12 protein-coding genes are annotated in these 14,379 nt (G+C 32.5%); 7 read left to right on the forward strand and 5 right to left on the reverse strand.

Features of this window, described 5'->3' with window-relative positions:
• Window positions 1-7: 7 nt before the first annotated feature.
• The 5 genes from NAT50_RS09050 (at window position 8) to acs (ending at window position 7,440) form a co-directional block, all read left to right on the forward strand.
• Entirely contained in the window at window positions 8-223 is a 216-nt protein-coding gene (locus NAT50_RS09050) for a DUF6814 family protein (RefSeq protein WP_250592950.1), read from the forward strand.
• Between the two features lie 261 nt (window positions 224-484).
• Window positions 485-3,187: an ATP-binding protein gene (locus NAT50_RS09060; RefSeq protein ID WP_250592952.1), complete on the forward strand. Its 2,703-nt coding sequence runs from the start codon at window positions 485-487 to the stop codon at window positions 3,185-3,187.
• Between the two features lie 5 nt (window positions 3,188-3,192).
• A complete protein-coding gene (locus tag NAT50_RS09065; RefSeq protein WP_250592953.1) occupies window positions 3,193-3,558 on the forward strand; it encodes a response regulator transcription factor in 366 nt (121 codons plus the stop codon).
• 3 nt (window positions 3,559-3,561) lie between these two features.
• Entirely contained in the window at window positions 3,562-5,451 is a 1,890-nt protein-coding gene (locus tag NAT50_RS09070; RefSeq protein ID WP_250592954.1) for an acetate--CoA ligase, read from the forward strand.
• Window positions 5,452-5,532: 81 nt separating this feature from the next.
• On the forward strand, window positions 5,533-7,440 hold the full coding sequence (gene acs / locus NAT50_RS09075) for an acetate--CoA ligase (RefSeq protein WP_250592955.1): 1,908 nt from the start codon (window positions 5,533-5,535) through the stop codon (window positions 7,438-7,440).
• Between the two features lie 44 nt (window positions 7,441-7,484).
• Here acs and NAT50_RS09080 read toward each other — a convergent pair whose 3' ends face one another.
• From NAT50_RS09080 to NAT50_RS09090, 3 genes are all read right to left on the reverse strand, one after another.
• Window positions 7,485-8,048 (reverse strand): 3'-5' exonuclease family protein, encoded by a 564-nt coding sequence (locus tag NAT50_RS09080; RefSeq protein WP_250592956.1) that lies wholly within the window; start codon window positions 8,046-8,048, stop codon window positions 7,485-7,487.
• 1 nt (window position 8,049) lies between these two features.
• The gene (locus NAT50_RS09085) at window positions 8,050-9,948 is read right to left on the reverse strand and encodes a DUF294 nucleotidyltransferase-like domain-containing protein (RefSeq protein ID WP_250592957.1); all 1,899 of its coding nucleotides are present in this window, start codon (window positions 9,946-9,948) and stop codon (window positions 8,050-8,052) included.
• A 116-nt stretch (window positions 9,949-10,064) separates the two neighbouring features.
• A complete protein-coding gene (locus tag NAT50_RS09090) occupies window positions 10,065-11,603 on the reverse strand; it encodes a DEAD/DEAH box helicase (protein ID WP_250592958.1) in 1,539 nt (512 codons plus the stop codon).
• A 160-nt stretch (window positions 11,604-11,763) separates the two neighbouring features.
• Between NAT50_RS09090 and NAT50_RS09095 the strand changes: the two genes are divergently transcribed.
• Window positions 11,764-12,048 carry a DUF3817 domain-containing protein gene (locus tag NAT50_RS09095; RefSeq protein ID WP_250592959.1) on the forward strand — a complete coding sequence of 95 codons (285 nt, stop codon included), beginning with the start codon at window positions 11,764-11,766 and terminating at the stop codon, window positions 12,046-12,048.
• A complete protein-coding gene (locus NAT50_RS09100; RefSeq protein WP_250592960.1) occupies window positions 12,041-13,303 on the forward strand; it encodes a mechanosensitive ion channel family protein in 1,263 nt (420 codons plus the stop codon). Before NAT50_RS09095 ends, NAT50_RS09100 begins: the two co-directional genes overlap by 8 nt.
• A gap of 97 nt (window positions 13,304-13,400) precedes the next feature.
• Here NAT50_RS09100 and NAT50_RS09105 read toward each other — a convergent pair whose 3' ends face one another.
• Both NAT50_RS09105 and NAT50_RS09110 read right to left on the reverse strand, forming a co-directional pair.
• Window positions 13,401-13,799, reverse strand: a complete 399-nt coding sequence (locus NAT50_RS09105; RefSeq protein ID WP_250592961.1) for an acyl-CoA thioesterase — start codon at window positions 13,797-13,799, stop codon at window positions 13,401-13,403.
• On the reverse strand, window positions 13,796-14,212 hold the full coding sequence (locus NAT50_RS09110; protein WP_250592962.1) for an NUDIX domain-containing protein: 417 nt from the start codon (window positions 14,210-14,212) through the stop codon (window positions 13,796-13,798). The genes NAT50_RS09105 and NAT50_RS09110 overlap by 4 nt, the downstream gene beginning before the upstream one ends.
• Between the last annotated feature and the right edge of the window lie 167 nt (window positions 14,213-14,379).

The raw sequence follows: 14,379 nt of genomic DNA on the forward strand, positions 1-14,379 counted from the left end.
AGATATTATGAACGCATTAAAAAAATATTTAGGAGTAGTATGGATTCTATTGGCAGTAGCCGTAGCCTACTATAGCATTGGAATTTTCGGTAGTAAATTAACTTCAGGAAAGCAAGACGATTTAGTTTTCGGAATCATCATTTTCTTTATTTTGTTACCTTTAATTGTTACAGGTTTGGCTATTTTTGGTTATTACGCCTTGACTAACGAATATGACGATTAATTCAAAATAAAATAGTAATTTTAAAGCTCTTGTGTGTTCAAGGGCTTTAAAATTTTAAAAAAATATTTAATTTGATGAAAAAAAGACACCAACAAAAACTCGTTGTATTGTCCGTTTTACTTTTTATAGGTTTAAACATACCAATAGTGTTATTGTTTAGCAATATGACTTCGGTTTTTGGGTTTCCTTTAATTTATGTGTACATTTTTGGGATTTGGATTTTGTCTGTAATGGTTTCATTTATAATCCTAAAACGATATTATGAATAGCTTTTTACTCATAATCATTTTATTGATTTATGTAGGTTTTCTTTTTTTTATAGCGCATTGGGCAGAGAAGAAAGCCAATCATAAATGGAGCAATAATCCTTATATTTATTCACTTTCTTTGGCCGTTTATTGTACTGCTTGGACCTATTATGGAAGTATTGGGATGGCAGCTAATTCAGGTTTAAATTATTTACCAATATACTTAGGGCCTATTATTGCAATTCCGGCTTGGATTATTGTTTTACGAAAGGTGATAAAAATTTCCAAATTAAATAATGTCTCCAGCTTAGCTGATTTTATCTCATTACGTCACGGGAATAGTAGATTCTTGGGAGCTATAGTAACCGTTGTATGTTTAATAGGAGTAATTCCTTATATTTCCTTACAACTTAAAGCAATTTCCGAAACTTTTCACATTGTAAGCCAAACCGAAACTAACGATAATGTTTTTCAAGATTCTACAACTTACGTTGCCTTTGCTTTAGCCATATTTGCGTCGTATTATGGTTCTAGATATGTAGATGCTTCTCAAAAACGAAGAGGAGTTATAACCGCGGTAGCAATAGAAAGTATCCTTAAACTGGTTTTTTTTATTTTTATCGGTGTTTATGTTACTTTTTTTGTTTTTGATGGATTTGATGATATATATCTTCAAGCTTCAAAATTGCCTTACTTTGAAGAAAGAAATACCTTAGGAGGTTTAACTCAAGGAATGAATTGGTATTTTCTAATCGTTCTTTCTTTGTTTGCTATCTTTTTGTTACCTAGACAATTTCAGGTTTCAGTCGTAGAAAATAATAGAGAACACCATCTTAAAACAGCTATTTGGGTATTTCCACTGTACTTGTTGTTGTTTAACTTTTTTGTGTATCCGATTGCATGGGGAGGGAACGTACTTTTTAAAGGTCAAGAGGTAAATGCCGATATGTATTCGATTATTATACCACAATTTTTTAATAATCAGTTTTTAGCAGTAATCGTTTTTTTAGGAGGATTTTCAGCTGCGATTTCGATGATTGTTGTTTCTTCAATCGCATTATCTACAATGTTAAGTAACAATATATTAATACCTTACACTTACTTAGGTAAACTAAAGATTCAAAATCAAGTTGATAATAACAAAAGAATTATCAACATCCGAAAAGTGAGTATTTTTATCTTAATTATCACGGCCTATTTTATCTATCGCTATTTTGTTTTAGACTACAGTTTAGTATCAATTGGATTAATTTCTTTTGTGGTTATAGCACAATTAGCTCCTGCATTTTTCGGTTCTTTATTTTGGAGAAGAGGATCTTTGAAAGGAGCAGTTGCAGGAATCCTTGTGGGTTTGTTTTTCTGTTTTTATACGTTGTTATTTCCCTACGCCCTAGGAATTTCTTCCTCCTCTAATACATTCATTACTGAAGGCTTATGGGGGCTAGAGTTGCTAAAACCATTTCAATTGTTTGGCTTAGATTATCTGCAACCTGTACCGCATGCATTTTTCTGGAGTTTACTGTTTAATACATTAATTTATTTTGCAGTTTCGGTTAGTTTTAAAGGAAATTATCGAGAAAGAAATTATGCAGAAATGTTCATCGATATTGATAAATATAGTACCAATCACGAAAATGCTTTTGTATGGAGAGGAACAGCCTATATTAGTGATATCGAAAAAGTATTAATCAAATTTTTAGGTGAAGAAAGAACCCGAAGAGCTTTATCAATCTTCAATTTAAAATACAACATAAATCAAACTTCGGACATGGCCGATGCCCGATTAATCAAATTTGCTGAAAATTTACTTACGGGTCACATTGGAACTGCTTCAGCGAAAATTTTAATTTCTAGCGTTGTAAAAGAAGAAAAAATTTCTTTGACCGAAGTTTTACAAATTTTGGAAGAATCAAACGAAAATATCCTGATCAATAAAAAACTGACAGAAACTTCAAACGAACTTAAAAAAATTACCGAAAAATTACAGGAAGCTAATGATACTTTGGTGGTAAAAGACAAACAAAAAGACGAATTTTTAGACACGGTAACTCACGAATTACGAACTCCCATTACCGCAATCAGGGCAGCTAGTGAAATTTTATATGACGATGAAGACATCCCGAACGAATTGCGCAAACAGTTTCTACAAAATATTATTTCTGAATCCGATCGTTTGAATAGATTGATTGATAAAATTTTAGATTTAGAAAAATTTGAAACAGGAAAGCAAAAATTATATTTTGTAAAAAATGATATCATTGCCACAATTTATCAAACGATAGAACCTTTACAACAACTCATAAAAAATAAAAACATTACGGTTTTTTTAGAAAATAGTAAAAGTGTTTATGCTTGCTATGATGAAGACCGTATTATACAGGTAATTACAAATCTTCTATCCAATGCAATTAAATTTTGTCCTGAAAAAGAAGGACTAATTACGATTAAAGTAAAAGATAAAGAGGATTATATTTTAGTTTCAGTAGAAGACAACGGAAAGGGAATCAATAAAAATGAAAATGAAGCTATTTTTGATAAATTTTACCAATCTTTTAATCAAAATATAAAAAAACCAGTAGGAAGTGGGTTAGGCTTAGCCATTTGTAGGCAAATTATAGAACACCACGGCGGTAAAATTTGGGTCGAAAATATTGAAAATAGTGGCGCTTGTTTTTATTTCACTTTACCTAAAAACAAACAAATAAATGCAATTTAAAAATAATGAAAAAAATATTAATAGTAGACGATGAACCGAATATCATTATGGCTTTAGAATATACTTTTAAAAAAAATAATTACGAAGTTTTTATTGCCAGAGATGGTCAGGAAGCTTTAGATATTTTACAAAATGAAACTCCTGACGCTATCATTTTAGATATTATGATGCCTAATGTAGATGGATATGCTACCATTGCTGAAATCAAATTGAATGAAAAACTTAATCATTGTAAAATACTTTTTTTATCTGCAAAAAATAAAGAAGAACATATTGAAAAAGGAATGAGTTTGGGTGCTAATGCCTATATGACCAAACCTTTTTCAACCAAAAAACTAGTAGAAAAAATTGAAGAACTTATAACTACATAAATTATGAACTATCAAGAAATATACAACAAAAGCATCGAATCACCGGAATTATTCTGGAAAGAGCAAGCGAAACAAATCCAATGGTTTAAAAATCCCTCTACTATACTTTCAAAAGACGATAACAATTATCCTTTGTGGTTTAAAGATGGTGAATTAAACGCTTGTTATTTGGCTTTAGACAAGCATATAGAAGAAGGATATGGCGATGATATCGCTATTATTTACGATTCTCCTGTTACACAAACTATAAAAAAATATACTTTTCAAGAAGTTAAAACAGAAGTGGCACGATTGGCTGGTGGTCTACTCTCTTTAGGTTTAACTCAAGGAGATACCGCAGTTATCTACATGCCAATGATTCCTCAAGCAACTTTTGCCATGTTGGCTTGCGCTCGAATAGGAGTAACACATTCAGTTGTTTTTGGAGGATTTGCACCTCACGAACTAGCAATACGTATTGATGATTGTAAGCCTAGAATTGTTATTACAGCTTCTTCTGGAATCGAAGTAGATCGATTAATTGCTTATAAACCGTTAGTTGATGAAGCTATTGAATTAGCAGAACATAAACCTCAGAATGTTATCATTTTAAACCGAAAATTAGGAGCTAAAATTCCTTTTAAAAAATACGATATAGATTATGGAGCCTTGGTTTATGGTTCAGAAGAGGTCGATTGTGTACCTGTAAAATCTACACATCCTTTGTATGTTTTATATACTTCCGGAACTACAGGAAAACCAAAAGGAATTGTGAGAGATACAGGTGGATATGTCACTGCCTTGAAATTTTCTATGACACACATCTATGGATTAAATCCTGGAGAAGTTTTCTGGGCTGCTTCCGATGTAGGTTGGGTTGTTGGGCATAGTTTCATCGTTTATGGTCCTTTAATCAACAGAAATACTACCATTGTTTTCGAAGGAAAACCCATAAAAACGCCCGATGCTTCAACTTTTTGGAGAATGATTGCAGAGCATAAAGTAAGTGCCATGTTTACTGCTCCTACAGCGATAAGAGCCATAAAAAAAGAAGATCCTAATGGCGAATTCATTAAACAATACGATTTGTCTTCGCTCAGAACACAGTTTTTAGCTGGAGAACGTTGTGATGTGGCGACTTTAGAATGGTATAATCAACATATTCCGGTTCCTGCTATCGATCATTGGTGGCAAACAGAATCGGGTTGGCCAATGATTGCCAACATGATGGGAGTTGAGTATTTACCTGTAAAACCTGGATCTGCCGGTAAAGCAGTTTGTGGTTATGATATCCGAATTTTAGGAGAAAATGGACAAGAATTAGGACCTAACGAAGAAGGCTATGTGGTTATTAAATTGCCTTTACCACCGGGAACTTTAATGGATTTATGGGAAGATAATGAACGTTTCAAAATGGGCTATCTCAACAAGTTCCCAGGCTACTATTTTTCTGGCGATGGAGGTTTTAAAGATGAAGATGATTATTTATTTATCACTGGAAGGGTTGACGATGTTATCAACGTGGCCGGTCATAGACTTTCGACAGCAGAAATGGAAGAAATCGTTGCGTCTCATCCTGTGGTTGCTGAGTGTGCTGTTATTGGAATTAACGACGATTTGAAAGGACAAATTCCAATTGGTCTCGTCGTGATGAAATCCAATGAAACAATGGAAAGTTTTCAGTTAGAACACGAAATTGTGCAATTGGTTAGAGAAAAAATTGGTGCTGTGGCCAGTTTACGAAATGTGATCTTAGTACAACGCTTACCAAAAACGCGTTCGGGTAAAATTCTGCGTAAATTAATGAGAAGTATTGCGGACAAAGAAACCTATCAAATTCCTTCAACTATTGAAGACGAAAATGTGATTGAAGAAATTGTTACTGCATTGACTGATTATGGAATTATAAAATAAACAAAATGTATATTAAATTAGCATATTTTTAATTTTTCAAACATTTTGTTCATTATATTTACAATGTTAATTATTTAAGACATGAGCTATTACACAATAAACGATTTAGAACATTATTTCAAGATGTATAAAAAGTCGGTGCGCGAACCAAGAAAATTTTGGGATCGTATTGCCGATGAGAACTTTGTTTGGTATCAAAAATGGGAAAAAGTTTTTGATGTCGATATGCAAGAAGCTAAATTCAAATGGTTTGTAGATGCCAAAGTAAATATCACCAAAAACTGTATTGATCGTCATTTAGCACGAAAAGGGGAGAAGACAGCTATTATTTTCGAACCTAATAATCCAGATGAAGAAGCGCAACATATTTCATATAATGAACTCTATAAGAGAGTTTCAAAAATGGCTAATGTACTTCGCGAACAAGGTGTTAAAAAAGGAGACCGAGTTTGTATTTATTTGCCCATGATACCTGATTTAGCAGTTGCAGTTTTAGCTTGTGCAAGAATTGGAGCAATTCACTCAGTGGTTTTTGCCGGATTTTCAGCAGGAGCTTTAGAGGCAAGGGTAAATGATTGTGGAGCAAAAATGGTAATTACGTCTGATGGTGGTTATCGTGGTGACAAAACAATAAATTTAAAAGGTATTGTTGATGAAGCCATGCCAAAATGTCCTTCTATAGAGAAAGTATTAGTGGCTAAGAGAACCAATTCTGATGTTCCGATGCAAGAAGGAAGGGATTTTTGGTTACAACCCTTGTTAGACAAAGCGTTGGATAACAGCGTTGCAGAAATAATGGATTCGGAAGATCCTTTGTTTATCCTATATACTTCTGGTTCTACGGGTAAACCTAAAGGAATGTTACATACCACAGGAGGTTATATGGTGTATACGGCTTATACTTTTAAAAATGTTTTCAATTATCAGGATGAGGATATTTTTTGGTGTACTGCGGATATTGGATGGATTACAGGTCATTCGTATATCTTATATGGACCTTTATTAAACGGAGCAACTACCGTTTTGTTTGAAGGTGTTCCTTCTTATCCAGATTTTAGTCGTTTTTGGGAAGTAATAGAAAAACATAAAGTTACTCAATTCTATACCGCGCCAACAGCAATTCGTTCTTTATCTAAAGAAAGTTTAGAATATGTTCAGAAGTTCCCATTACGTTCTTTAAAAGTTATCGGATCTGTAGGTGAGCCAATCAATGAAGAAGCTTGGCACTGGTATAACGATCACGTGGGTGGTAAACGCTGTCCATTGGTAGATACTTGGTGGCAAACAGAAACCGGAGGAATCATGATTTCCCCAATTCCTTTTGTAACGCCAACCAAACCAACTTATGCTTCGTTGCCATTACCAGGAATTCAACCCGTATTAATGGATGAGTTACGCAACGAAATAGAAGGAAATCAAGTAACTGGAAGTTTATGCATAAAATTCCCTTGGCCAAGTATTGCCAGAACAATCTGGGGAGATCATCAGCGTTATAAAGAGACTTATTTTACGGCTTTCCCTGGAAAATATTTTACCGGAGACGGAGCTCTTCGTGACGAAGTAGGTTATTATAGAATAACGGGTCGTGTTGATGATGTGGTAATTGTTTCAGGACATAATCTTGGTACAGCTCCAATAGAAGATGCTATTAATGAACATCCAGCTGTTGCCGAAAGTGCTATTGTAGGTTTCCCTCATGATATTAAAGGAAATGCTTTGTATGGCTTTATCATTTTGAAAGAAATCGGTGAGGGTAGAGACAGAGCAAATGTGGCAAAAGAAATTAATCAGTTAATTTCTGATCAAATTGGTCCGATTGCTAAACTAGATAAAATTCAATTTGTAAGCGGTTTGCCAAAAACACGTTCAGGAAAAATTATGCGTCGTATTTTACGTAAAATAGCTGAAGGAGATTTTTCAAATTTTGGAGATACTTCTACGTTATTAAACCCTGAAATTATTGATCAAATTAAAAACGAAAGAGTTTAATTTTACTTCATAGTTTTAAAAAAGGTTCTTTTCAGAACCTTTTTTTATTTTAATCCTAAACGATTTTTCATTTTCAAATAAACCATAGCAATGCTAAAAGCATAATTGGCTGAAGTTGTGATATCAGGTGCATCCACTTTATAGGAATTTAATATTTCCAAAAATGGATATTGTTTGTTGAGTTGATCAATTATTTTTCCGTGCATCACTTCAATATCTAGCAAATCGTTTTTAATACGACCACTTTGAAGTTTATGCAAATATTCATTCAAAATTTCAATATCATAATGAATGCGATGCCCGATTAGAGTAGCATTTCCAATGAAATTAATCAACGATTCTATAGCTTTAATTTCCGAGTAGGTTAAATCCTTATTTTCTAAAATTTCTTTTTTATCCAATTCAATTTCAAGACTGTCTTCCAAAAGGATTTGACCATTTTCAATAGCCACGGCTCCTATAGAAATAATACGGTCTTTCGATGGATTAATTCCAGTGGTTTCAAGGTATAAGGCTACTTTTCGGTGAGATGGATGTTCAAATTTAAAAACATAATCTTTCCAAAAATCGGGGTAATCTTTTCCAATATTTTTTAACCAATCGAGCATATTATGAGAACTGTGTTAATTGAAAAGTATCTTTTACAATTTCTTCTAAATCTTTCAGAACATGTAAAGATTCTTTCAGCTTTTCTTTATCAGATTTTGATAAGTTTTCAATATCAATAAAGATGCCAATATTATCATTTTTCAATCCTTCTAAAGTTCTTAATCTAGAAACTTGCAAAAAGACATCAGCAGCATTTAAATAAATTTCGGCATTGTCTGCATCTTTAATCGCTAATTCTTTATATCTGTAAAAAGAATTGTTGACTCCTTTTAAACCGTGATGAAAAGCTAACAAGCGACCAATATCTACCAATTGATCTATTGCTTTGGCTTTGATGTTAAATGTACCGTTATCCTCTTCATTAAATTTTTTGAAAAAGTTCAAAGGCGCCGGTTTTCGTAAGGCATCATTTCCGAGATAATCAAAGAAGAGAGTTTTGTTTTTGATTGAGAAAATAGCTTCTGTAATCTCACTTTCAATGTTTTGATCCCCATAGACAAATTCAAAATCAAAGAATATCGAACAGTGTTCATTGGTATATTCTCCTGGAGTATTGATCCAATTTTCGTATTGCTTAATCCATTCACTTAATGATTTACACCACTGTAAATTATGAGCGTTATGGTTATATTCACAATGTTTGTATCCTATTTTTTCAAGAATTTCATTGATTCTCTTAGTCAATTGACTAAAATAATCTTTTACAATTCTGTTTTTTTGAATGTCAACGTCATGATACACTAAAAAATTATCATAATCGGTTAGGAGTAACTGCTCTTTTCGTCCTTGACTACCAATACTAAAAAACGCAAATGGGACAGGGGGTGAGCCTAGTTCCAAAATGGCTATTTCAATACTTCTTCTAATTATTGAAAGCGTAATTTCTCCCGAAACATTAAAAATATGTTGTAGAGGAATATTTTTCGTAACGGCTTGCTGAATGATATCGGCTAAAGCATAACGAATTGATTTTAATTGTTGAGCCGTTCCAGAACGTTTAATCTCTTTTAACAAAACACCAGGTGAATTGGCCTGAGCTTCAACCAAATCATTCTGAGTAATAACTCCTTTAATTTCAGTATGAGCCGTACCATCTAGTGTCACACACAAGTGATGTACTTTGTGCGATAACATTACCAACTGAGCTTCTGCTAAAGAGATATTTTCTGTAACCGTAATTACAGGATAGGTCATTATTTTGTCAATATGAGAGTGAATGGCGTGTTTTCCCGTAGCTACTTTTAATCTAAAATCGGCATCAGTAACAATTCCAATAACGGTATCCGTTTCTTTTACAAAAGCATTATCTAACAAATTGTCAGACATGGCAATAGCGACTTCACGTATGGTTTGATTGTGTTCTACAATCAACGGTTTTCTATTGTAATTTAAAGTTTGAAAAAAGGATAAATCATTCTGAAATTCAATAAATTGTACAGAATCTGAGATTAATTCCTGATTTATTTTGTCGGTAGGATTGGTTGAATTTTGTGCAAAACTTTGCAATAAAAAATTCAAAACTTCCGAATTTTGTGATACAAAAGGCTTAAAAACATCTATGGGAACAGCATACAACATACTTTCTTCGTTGGCTTTAGCGGTCATTTGATAGTTATTTTTAGCAAAAAATGGACGCAAACCAAATACATCGCCAATGTAACATTTATTCAAAAGTGTTTCTTCAGCATCAGAAATCACAGTTAAATGAACAACACCGGAATTAACCACATAAAAATAATCGTGTAAAGAATCATTGATCTTAAATAATGATTCATTTTTATTAAGATGAATAACACGAATTTTTTTTGCTATAACTTTCAGTTCTTCAAAATTCAAAAAACTAAAAGGTTTAAAATCTTTTAAAAAATTGGCTACAGTTTCAGAAATAGAGTCTTTCATGAATTGTGATTTTGTTAACTTAACTGTAAAAGTAAGGACAAATAATGGAAGTTATGTATGGTTTTTGAAATTTTCTATTTTACATAATATAAATTATAGTTCAATAGTATAAACTTTTAATCAGCCATACTGAACAATCTTTCGCGGAACTTTTTACCAATAGCTATTTGAAGATTTTTTTTGTATTCCTCTAATAACCAATCGCGATAATTTTTTGTAGAATTCGATAAACAGCGACAAAATATTTTTACACGATAAGCAGCAGAATCTTCGAGATATTTAGCTAATTTTTTAGCTTCATTAAGATCTTCAGAATTTTCTACACACATTACGGCATGCTGATCTATAGATTCTTCAATAACCACTTTAGGACGAAAATTTTTACGAATGGCAATTTTAAAAGCTTCTTCAATATCAAAATCCAATACCGAAGAATTTTTAAATAACTCACGAATTTCTAATGGCAATTCGTATTTAAAATGCATTTCAATTTCAGCATCTTCACGTAAATTATCCAAATAATATTCTGGTGATTTAAAAATATGTTGCCAATCAACCGGTGCATCCCAAAGTCCAAATCGTGCTGCATTATTTCCCAAATCGATAATGCTAAATTCTTTTTTATTAGGAAGTAAACGTGAACCACGACCAATCATTTGAAAATATAATGTCAATGATTTTGTGGCTCTATTGATGATAATTGTTTCTACCGTAGGCTCATCGAAACCTGTGGTCAAGATACCTACAGAGGTCAAAATTGCATCCGGAGTGTGTTTAAACCATCTTAAAATATCTTTTCGTTCCTCCGGAGACGTTGTATTATCAAGATGTCGGATGGTATAACCTGCTTCTGTAAAAGTATCTAAAACGTACAAAGAAGTATGTATACCGTTATTGAAGATCAAGGTTTTCTTGCCTTTGGATTTCTCTTCGTAGGCATGCAATAATTTACTTTGCATGTCCAATTGAGAATACAATTCATCGGAAGATTTTACCGTGTAATCGCCATTAATTCCAACTTTTAAGCTCTGTAAACCAACGTCATAACTATACGTATTGGCTTTTGCCAAATAACCGTTTTCAATTAATTTATTAATGGGATCACCTACAATGAGTTCTTTGTAATTTTCATACATAGGTAATTTTATGTTAGAACTCAAAGGAGTAGCTGTTACACCTAAAATAAAAGAATTTTTAAAAAAGGAAAAAAGCTTTCTGAACGAGTTATAATGGGCTTCGTCAATGATTACAAGGCCTATATTTTCTATTTCAAGTTTTTCGTCGTTCAATCTATTTTTTAAAGTTTCAACCATGGCCACAAAACAAGAATACTCGTTTTGATCCGGTAAATCTTTAATTTTTGAATTGATGATTTTGTTTTTTACTCCAAAACCATCTAACATTCTTGAAGTTTGTTTGCACAATTCGATTCTGTGCGTTAATACCATTACTTTTTTGTTATGGTATTCTAAGTAACGACGGACGATTTCAGAAAAAATAACGGTCTTCCCCCCTCCTGTTGGTAACTGATACAACAAGTGATAATTAGGTTCTACTTCGTCCATACGGTCAAAAATAGCGCTGATGTCACGTTTTTGGTAGCTGTAAAGCTCCTTTCTTTCTTGAGTTTTTGATTCCAAATCGTGATGCGACATTTTTTTAAATTTTTTGCAAAAGTACGTTTAAAAAACAGTTAATAGACTCTTTTTAGCACAAAATTTTAATTATGCATTTTTTAACTAATTTGAAGATTGTAAGTATTACCGACTTTATAAAAGATTTCTTTTCTTTGCACTATTATAAAGATTTCAAATCATGCTTAAATTTTTTAGAAACGTTGCGTTATTAGAGGGAGTATCATACATTGTGATCATGGCAAATATGCTTTTTATAAAACCTACAAATATGGATTTATACAAAACATTATTATACCCAGTAGGAATGTCTCACGGAGTATTATTTATTGCTTATGTGGTTCTTGCATTTTTACTTTTTAAACCTCTAAAATGGAGTTTACAAACTTTATTTGTTGTTTTAGTGGCTTCATTGATCCCATTTGGAACTTTTTATATTGAAAAGAAATATTTGAAAAATGCTTAAATTCACTGAGAATATATTTGGTTGGTGCTACAAACTATTAAAAAAGCTTGATTTTAATGAGACTTTAGCGTCTTACTTAAGTCTTGCTGTTAATATTTTTATTCTAAGCGTATTGGCCTACATCATGTATGTAGTGTTTCGATTTGTTTTGGTAACACTGATGGCTGTTGTAGCGAAGAAATCACGAACCAAATTTGATGATTTGCTAGTTTCTAATGAAACGGCCAAATATATCTCTCACTTGATTCCACTTATATATATTTATAAGTCGGTTCCGATTATTTTAGAAGACTTCACTTCTTGGGAAACTATCTTCGGAAGATTAGTCGCCGTATATATTGTTTTATTGGTTATTTGGATCATACAATCCATATTAAAAGCTTTTAGAGATCATTTAAAAAACAAGCCTGAATACAGCGATAAGCCTATCGATAGTTATGTGCAGGTTTTCATGATTTTGCTTTGGATATTGGGAGTCACTACTATTGTTGCTAAAATTTTAGATGTTGGTACCGATACTTTAGTTAAAACTCTAGGGGCCGTTTCTGCTATAATCATCTTAATATTCAGAGATACTATTTTAGGATTTGTAGCCAGTGTTCAAGTTTCTATTAACGATATGATTCGCATTGGAGATTGGATTACTATGGACAAGTTTGGTGCCGATGGTGATGTAATAGAAATTAATTTAGCCACTGTAAAAGTTAGAAATTTTGATAACACGACAACTACAATTCCAACCTACAGTTTAATTTCTGATAGTTTTAGAAATTGGCGAGGAATGATTAATTCTAACGGAAGACGTATCAAAAGACATGTTTTAATAAAAGCCAATTCCATTCGATTTGTTCGCGAAGAAGAATTAGAAGATTTCAAAAAAATTCAACTGATCAGATCGTATATTGAAAAAAAGCAAGCTGATATCCGCAAACATAATGAATTGCATCAAGTTGATAAAACATTGTCTATTAATGGTAGAAACCTAACAAACTTTGGATTATTTCGAAAATATCTTACTCGATATTTAGAAAATTATCCGGGATTAAATAAGGATATGACTCTTTTGTGTCGTCATTTGCAACCTACCGCGCAAGGTATTCCTTTAGAAATTTATGCCTTTTCTAGCGATAAACGATTTGAAAATTATGAATATATCATGAGCGATATATTTGATCATGTTCTCGCTTCGGTGGTTTATTTCGATCTAGAAATTTTTGAAATGCCTTCGGGTAAAAACGCCATTAGTGAAGCTTAATATCGATCATCTCGACTTTACCGTAATTTCCAATCAGGAGTTTGAAATAAAAATCAACTACTGAAGATTATTTTTTTTAATATTTCAACTTAAGAAATTAATCTTCAGCAGTTTTGATACGGTTTCTAACATACTCCACCTCCGTTTTTCCATGAGGTAACGGTTTTCCTTCTTTGTCAAGATTAACCATCGTAATAGAATCGATAGTAATAATGGTTTCGCGAGTCATCATATTGCGAACTTCACATCGAAGGGTCAATGAAGAACTTCCGAATTTTACCACTTCTATCCCAATCTCAATAATGTCTCCTTGTTTGGCAGAACTAATAAAATTAATTTCCGACATGTGCTTGGTAACCACTCTGGTATTTTCCAATTGCACGATAGAATACAAAGCCGCTTCTTCATCAATCCATGCTAATAATCGACCTCCAAATAAGGAATGATTAGCATTTAAATCTTCTGGTTTTACCCATTTTCTGGTGTGGAATCTCATACGTTGAATTTTTTTAATGCTTCGTTAATAATCTCTTTATGGTCAAAAGCCAATTCAGGTAATTCATCTAATGGAAACCATTTGGCTTCTTTAGCATCATCGGCTGCTATAGCCCTTGTTTCCTTAGTTACCTTACCAAAAAAAGCTACCGATACCGTATGAATTCTAGGATCTCTAAATGGTTTTCCGAAAGCTCCAATCTGATGAAGTTGATCAACTGTAATGGTTGTTTCTTCTAAAAGTTCACGTTTGGCAGCATCTTCCAAATCTTCGTTTTCATCTACAAAGCCACCGGGTAAAGCCCAACAATCTTTATAAGGATCTTTTAAGCGTTTAATTAATAAGAGTTCTTTTTCTACATTTGGTCGAACCAAGACAACATCGACTGTTACAAATATTTTTGAAGTATACATAAACTATTTTTTCAACACTAAATTACTAATAACTTTTGAAAGTATTTTCTTTATCTGTCATCATTTGTAGTAAATTTAGAATATTGTAATAGACCGTTTTTAAATTTAGAGAAATCATAAAAATTAGGCTGTAAAATTATTATCCCAAAATCGGACTATTTTAAAAT

Source organism: Flavobacterium luminosum (assembly GCF_023635005.1).
Lineage (GTDB): Bacteria > Bacteroidota > Bacteroidia > Flavobacteriales > Flavobacteriaceae > Flavobacterium > Flavobacterium luminosum.